This window comes from Nostoc sp. (assembly GCF_036917935.1).
Lineage (GTDB): Bacteria > Cyanobacteriota > Cyanobacteriia > Cyanobacteriales > Nostocaceae > Nostoc.
The window spans coordinates 269732-276946 of record NZ_JBALEL010000028.1 but is presented as its reverse complement, the minus strand read 5'-3'; the positions used below and the strand labels follow the sequence as shown (position 1 = coordinate 276946).

At 40.0% G+C, this 7215-nt stretch carries 5 protein-coding genes; 3 read left to right on the top strand and 2 right to left on the bottom strand.

Annotation, left to right across the window (positions count from 1 at the left end; translation table 11 throughout):
• Positions 1–243 precede the first annotated feature (243 nt).
• Complete coding sequence (locus V7K62_RS12830; protein WP_334864411.1) at positions 244–1095, top strand: GNAT family N-acetyltransferase; 852 nt, start codon at positions 244–246, stop codon at positions 1093–1095.
• A 211-nt stretch (positions 1096–1306) separates the two neighbouring features.
• Here V7K62_RS12830 and V7K62_RS12825 read toward each other — a convergent pair whose 3' ends face one another.
• Complete coding sequence (locus V7K62_RS12825) at positions 1307–2611, bottom strand: hypothetical protein (RefSeq protein ID WP_334864409.1); 1305 nt, start codon at positions 2609–2611, stop codon at positions 1307–1309.
• Positions 2612–2754: 143 nt separating this feature from the next.
• Here V7K62_RS12825 and V7K62_RS12820 point away from each other — a divergent pair, with 143 nt between their 5' ends.
• Both V7K62_RS12820 and V7K62_RS12815 read left to right on the top strand, forming a co-directional pair.
• Entirely contained in the window at positions 2755–4731 is a 1977-nt protein-coding gene (locus tag V7K62_RS12820; RefSeq protein ID WP_334864407.1) for a dynamin family protein, read from the top strand.
• A gap of 70 nt (positions 4732–4801) precedes the next feature.
• The gene (locus tag V7K62_RS12815; RefSeq protein ID WP_334864404.1) at positions 4802–5485 is read left to right on the top strand and encodes an ATP-dependent Zn protease; all 684 of its coding nucleotides are present in this window, start codon (positions 4802–4804) and stop codon (positions 5483–5485) included.
• Positions 5486–5595: 110 nt separating this feature from the next.
• On the opposite strand, the gene V7K62_RS12810 is transcribed toward V7K62_RS12815, so the two are convergent.
• Positions 5596–6846, bottom strand: coding sequence for a glycoside hydrolase family 10 protein (locus V7K62_RS12810; protein WP_334864401.1), 1251 nt, complete (start codon positions 6844–6846; stop codon positions 5596–5598).
• Between the last annotated feature and the right edge of the window lie 369 nt (positions 6847–7215).

Below are 7215 nucleotides of genomic sequence, written 5' to 3'. Positions count from 1 at the left end.
TCCCCCAATTTATCGGGGGATTTAGGGGTATCTAAAACGTTTTGCTACTAAGAAAAGGACTTTTCAAACATCCTCTAAGAGAGCGAGCGCAAGAAGTTGCATAAATAGAACAGTAGTATTCGAGTGATTTTCTATCCGAAAGAATGTAATTTTACGAGAGATGAGTATAAAAATATTAAGACTTATCGCTGGGTTTGCGAAAGCGAAGTTAAATAGTTAACAGCCTGATAGTAAGAAGATATTATGATCCCTGACAACTTCATCGTCCGCAAAATGAACAGGTCGGAAATTGATTTGGCGATTACTTGGGCAGCAAGCGAAGGTTGGAATCCAGGAAGGTATGATGCTGAATCTTTTTATCAAACTGACAAGAACAGTTTTTTATTGGGCGAGTTGAATGGTGAGCCAGTCGGGTGCATTTCTGCTGTTGCTTACGATCAACACTTCGCCATTCTAGGTTTTTACATTGTGAAACCCCAGTTTCGTGGGCAGGGGTTGGGTATGAAAATTTGGAAGACAGCAATTGACTATCTAGGTGCTGACCGTAACATCGGCTTGGATGGTGTAGTAGCTCAACAAGATAACTACAAAAAGTCTGGCTTCCAAATCGCTTATAACCATATTCGTTATCAAGGGGTGGGTGGCGGTGGCGGTGTTGTGCCTGCTGGTATCATCGAACTGAAAACAGTGCCTTTTGAAGAATTGGTAGCTTACGATTGCCAACTTTTTCCTTCTAAGCGATCGCTATTTCTGCGACATTGGATTGAACAGCCAGAAAGTACTGCTTTCGGGTTTATCAAAAATGGATATCTTGTTGGTTACGGAGTTATCCGGTCTGCTCATACAGGTTTTCGGATTGGGCCACTGTTTGCTAATGACGAACAGATTGCTGAAGCATTATTTCAAGCCTTGCTTGCAGAAAATCCTCATGCTCCAGTGTTTTTTGATGTGCCAGATGCAAATGTACAAGCGATTAACCTAGTTCAACGTTACCAATTGCAGCCAGTCTCTCAAACGGCTCGGATGTACACTAAAGAAATTCCTAATTTACCTATTGATCGCGTCTTTGCTGTGACAAGTTTGGAACTAGGTTAGAAACAGACAAACAATCTGTTTAGACCCCTAATATACAATCACACTGTGAGCGCGTGAGTTTTTCTATTAGTCTATGGTAATAGAACAGTAGTATTTTTGTACCTCACGTTGGCGTAGCCTCTCGTAGAGAAGTTGAAATCTGCTGTATATACAAACAAAGTCCGCGTAGGCGGACTTTAAAATAGTTATTTCCAGAATTGCCATAGCTGTTTTAATTAGCTGAAACGACTTCTGTCTTATCTTTCGATTCATTTCTAATGTTAAAGTAGTAATAAAGATTAGCAACAGTTAGGTCTGATGCCTGTTGTAAATTAGATGCAACTAATGTTTTATGACCAGTAATTACAGCTTGCTCACTAATATAAAATTCGTATTCTCGACGTAGTTCAGGCTCGAATATAAATAACAACTGGTCACGAAGCGAATAGAAATGAGACTTTTCGGTTAAACTCTCATATACTAATTGTTCTGGCGGTTCTGCTAAATTGATTGCGGAGTGATGAGCATCTGCATTAGTAGTGAGTTGTGAACTATTAAAATCAGTACTACTTAAAAGTTTCAATTCTGATGAAGGAAGCGATCGCATCCAATCAACATGATTTTGCCACGATTCCAATACTGCTAAATCATGATTTTTAATGCGGATAATTTCAGGAAAGAGAAAATCAAGCTCATCATGTGATTCACAGCGATTAATCACAGTGAGAGCATCTTTACAGATTTTATCTTGGAGATGAGACAGGCGATCGCTCACTGCTGAAACCTCATTCTGCACTTGATAAGTTGCAACAATCACCTGTTCAATTGCCCAAGCACATTCGAGTCTACGTAATTGGCCAGCTGCACAGGTTTCTTCGAGTAGATGCGGATTGCTGTAATCTGCTAAAGCCGTAAATAACATTCCCCTCACACCATCAATTTCGGCGTTTCTCCGGCTAAAATCTTGCACTTGCATCGCTGAACGGAAGCGGTTCATCGCCTGGATAAACACCCCATACGCCCTCACTAAAACTGTACGGTGTTGTTCAAATTTGATATCTTGGGCTACTTGCTCGATTATTTGCCTAATTTCTACTCCTTGGTCTTTTAAGGCTTGTTTTAAGTCAATAAAGCCGTTTTTGACTTCCAGCCTCATTTGCTCTACTTCTTTTCTTAATTTCAGTGTCTGGTGCAGGTTTACTGCTGTCAGTGCTACACCTGCTACTGTTCCCACCCCAATTAAGGCTGTAGTTGCTTGTAGCACACCCAAGCTAGTCTGTATAGTTTGCAAGCCATTTAATACAGATGTAAAGCCTTGCTGAGTTTGATACATCTGCGCTCCACTCATCACTAGATTAGAAGCTACTATCAGTGGAGATAAAGGGCTGTTGTTCACAGTAGCACCAATAGCATGGGCAATAAACTGCCCGCTAACTGCATCTCTAGCCATACTTAAAGGTACTCCATCGCTGAAGACCTGTAGATATTTACCAGCATCAATAGCAGCTTGAATTGCAGGCGCAAATTGGAACAGCATATTTTTAGGTTGCTAAAAGCTAATTCTCTTGAGCCTAACTGGTATAAAAAAGTAAAGATAACCGTATTTATTCGGTATATTAATTAATTTTGTCTAAATATGGGCATACTAAGCTTGAAAAACTCTATCACCTCACAATTTTTATGGATACTTCGCTCAAAATAACTAAACCGCACAGAAATGTATCTTACGGAGAATTGAGAAAATTCCAAGAATATCGTAAACAATTAGACAATTGTTGTTATCAGCTATTTCAGATAATTCAAGACTGTACGAATCGTGGCTTCTTCCCTCACAATTTGATAGAAGAGGTAAAGGAAATATCTCAAAAAATACAATCCGAGCGCTTTCGGATATCAGTTTTAGGCGAATTTAGTCAAGGTAAATCAACCTTACTTAATGCCTTACTAGGTGAAGAAATTCAACCTGTAAGAGAGATTCCTTGTACTGGTATGGTAACAGTTTTAAAATATGGAACCGAAAAGCGGGTTATCTGTCGTTATAAAGATGGACGGGAAGAAGAAATTCCTTTTGAGCAATATCAACTAAAAGTAACAATTTCAGAAGATGCAGCACTTGGATGTCTGAGTGATGAATTAGTAGATGATGAAATTGATGAAATTATTTTTGAGCATCCTGATTTAGAGTTATGCAATAGTGGAGTAGAAATTGTAGATTCTCCAGGATTAAACGAACACCCTAACCGCACCGCCATTACTCAAAAACTGCTGAAGAATACGGATGCAGTGATATTCCTAACTAATGCCTCACATCCTCTAACTCAGGTAGAACGGGGCTTACTCCAGGATGTGAAAACTCAATTAAATCATGGTAAAGAAAATGAACCTGCTACCAATCTTTTTGTAGTAGGAAATTTTATAGATTTAGTGCGTAGCAAAAAAGGACGTGAGCTAGTGCAACGGAGGATCAAAATAATTGTACAAGGTCAAAATCCTATAGTTGCAGGTGAAAACCGCGTTCATTTTATTTCTGCTCAAGCTGCGCTGGATGCAATTTTACAGGGAACTGAAGATGACTATTTGAAAGCCTTCCAACATTTTACCCAGTCTCTTGAGAAGTTTTTGACATTTGATAGTGGAAGAATAAAAATTAAGCACTCTATTAGTCAAATAAATAGAGTTATCGAAAAAGGTTTAGATGGGCTATATCAACCAGTGGATACTTTAGATGGAAAAATTAAAATTTATGAAATAGAAAAGTATAACCTATTAGAACAAATTGGTGAAGCAAGCGGTTATGATATAAAAATTAGACATATAGCAAATAACTTAAAGAAAGAAGCAAGTGTTCCAGCTAAAAATACCTATAATGAGTGGCGTAAAACATTGCATATCTCCATGAAAGAAAAAAGTGAGAAATGGTTTTCTAAACACAGCCCTGTTTTTAATCAAGAGAAACTCATACAAGATTATGTGAATCAATTTAGTATAGATTTATCGCAAGAGATAGATGACCAGGTAAACAAGACACTGACATCAGGTATTTTAAAGGAATATATTGAGAAATTAGATTCGGAGATTGCTAGAATATTAAAAGTAATAGAAGCTAAATTTAATAAGCTTAATCAGCAAATACCAACTCATTGGAGTGACCCGCTATACTTAGCAATTAGTGGAATAAAAAATAATTTTATTGGTGATCGAGCTTTGTGGGGTGGCATTGGGATAGGTGGTGCTACAGCTATTGCATTAATAGTATTTGCTGGACTTGGTTTAACTCCTGTTGTAATTTTAGCAGCATTAGCTGCTGGTATGGTTGGAGAAATTGGTTCTGGGATGATAGGATTTAATGGAATTAATGACCAAATAAAACGCAAAGTTTGTGAGATAGGAATACAAAATTTAGATAACTTAAAAATTGACCAGGAATTAGATGAAATTGTTGGCTTAGTCTTTAATAGCCGAGTTGAATCAGCCAGTCGAGTCATAGCAGAAGCGATCGCACTTTACGAAAACCTCCTAGAACAGCAGGAAAAGGCTCACAGTGAAACTCTGGAACAACGTGAGGCTGAAAAGACGTGGATTTACCAAAAGCGTGAAGAACTTGAACAGGTACAGAATGGGTTGGAAGTCATTCTCAGTAAATGCACGATTGTTTAATCACATTCCTTTTGTAGCTAATCTCGCCTCATAATAAAGAAAGATTAAGCAGATTCTCAGAAAACTCTCAATGAGCCAAACTAGCCTAAATTTAGTTGCAATATCTATCTTTCTCATGACCCTATCGGTACTGCTCGGGCCATTCTTAAACTTATCGCCCGCAGTACCAGCGATCGCTACTTTCACCATTTTAGGCATAGCTACGTTAGATAGTTTTAGCTTGCAAGGCAAGGGTGGTACTATCTTTGTAGATTGGATTGCTGGTTTTTCAAAAGAACACCGCGATCGCATCGTCCACCACGAAGCAGGACATTTCTTGATTGCTTACCTGTTGGGTATTCCTGTTACTGGCTACACACTCAGCGCTTGGGAAGCCTGGAAACAGGGGCAACCTGGACAAGGCGGCGTTAGCTTTGATGATGGCGAATTAGCATCTCAACTAGAAGCAGGTAAAATCAGCGCCCAAATGCTAGACCGTTACTGCACTGTTTGGATGGCGGGTATTGCTGCTGAAACCCTGGTTTTTAATAATGCTGAGGGTGGAACTGATGATAAAAGCAAGCTGATAGGAGTCTTGACAATGTTAGGCTTTTCTGAGTCAGTTTATCAGCAAAAACTGCGTTTTCATGCTCTCCAAGCAAAAACTCTACTACAAGAAAATTGGTCTAGCTACGAGGCTTTAGTTAGTGCCATGCGACAACGTACTTCGGTAGAAGATTGTCATACTGAGTTAGGAGTAGGGAGTGGGAAGTAAGAAGTTATATTAAGTTAGTATTGAGAGTTTGTAGTAAGCACTTTAGTGCTTAAAAAATAAGGACTAAAGTCCTTACTACGAACTCATTAATATGAGCTTAAACAGAAAAGTTATTCAGCTCTGGCGCGGAGTGCGGGAGATGGAAAGAGAGTTTCAAATCCAGCTTGTCGCTCGTTTAAAGATTCTAGGGCATCGTTCCAAAGACTTTCATAATAAAAGAAGGTGACGCCTAAACCGCGTTCTTGGGCAGCCCGCACCTGAGACTTAATTTGCTGCATAGGAACTGGGTTATTTCGTAACCCTGTCATAATGCCAATTCCAGTTGGAATTATTTGTTGCGCTTCTTGAATTTCTGGGCGGGAAATATTTGCCACAAAACTTTGCAGATCCGGACGATAAATTTGCACAATTAACTCGTCCACAATATTTTGTCGCATCCAACCTAGCCAATCTTGCAGGTGAAACTTGTAAGCAAAATCATAGTAATTAGGAGCAACGGAGAAAATCGCCTGGGGTTTTCTCTGCTTTACCGCTTGGTTAAGTTGTACCATGAACGCCGTAATTTTATCTGCCCGCCACTTTACCCATGCCTGATCTTGGGGATTAGTTGGGGGAGCATTTTTAGTTTCTTTGGTATACAAGGCAACTGTATATTGATCGTAGCCAAATTCGTAGGGCAAACTCGTATGATCGTCAAACTGAATGCCATCGGCATCATATTGGGTAATAGTTTCCAGCACTAGATTGGTGATGAACTGTTGCACTTGTGGATGGAACGGATTGAGCCACATCACCTCACCAGCCGCACTGTTTGAAGTTTGGCTACCATCCCGCTTTTGTGTGAACCAATCCGGGTAATTTAGTGCCAATTCTGAGGTTGGGGGAGCCATGAAACCAAACTCAAACCAGGGAATTACTAGCAATCCTTTGCGATGGGCTTGAGTAATGAGGTCTGTAAGAATATCATGTCCATCTGAACCTTTGTAAACAAAAGGTTGAATACCTGCGCGTTGTGCTAGGGCACTGGGATACATCACATATCCAGAATTCCACACCACAGGATAGATTGTGTTGAAGTTCATCCGTTGCAGTTGACTCACTGCATCCTGCACTTTGTCCCGATTCTTGAGGGTGTCAAAATCATTCGTGGTCATCCAAACCCCCCGAATTTCCTGACGGGGTATCTGTGCGATCGCACTGAAGCGCCCACCTTCAACGATCGCAGGGATGAAACTGTCTACCAGTAATACCGTAACAAAGGATATTAAAATGAGAATCGGAAAAAGATATTTGAGCGATGTCTGACGACAAGCTGCTGTGCATCTACGCCGCCAACTTTGAACAATAAAAGGTGATTTCATAGATTTAAATGATGCATTATCTACCCACACACGCCATTACTAGTTTTTATAATTGAATCTACTAACCATATAGTTTACAAGTATTTATGCTTACTACAGGATTAATGAGTTGGTAGTTGTTCGTTCCCTGCTTATAGAACTTTTGCACCAGAAAAACTAAAGCAGAACTAGCATAAGTTATAAAGTGCTTGACGCAGCTAGTAGCCATTAGTGCCGCCCAGTAGACATTGGGCATTGGGCATTGGGCACAAGAGACAGAGGTGCAAAGGGGCAGAGGGGAAAAACTTACTGCAACTTCTCCCCTGCTCCCCTGCTTCTCCTCCTTTCTCATTCCCCCCACGCCCTACCTGTGTCACAATAAATAACTGT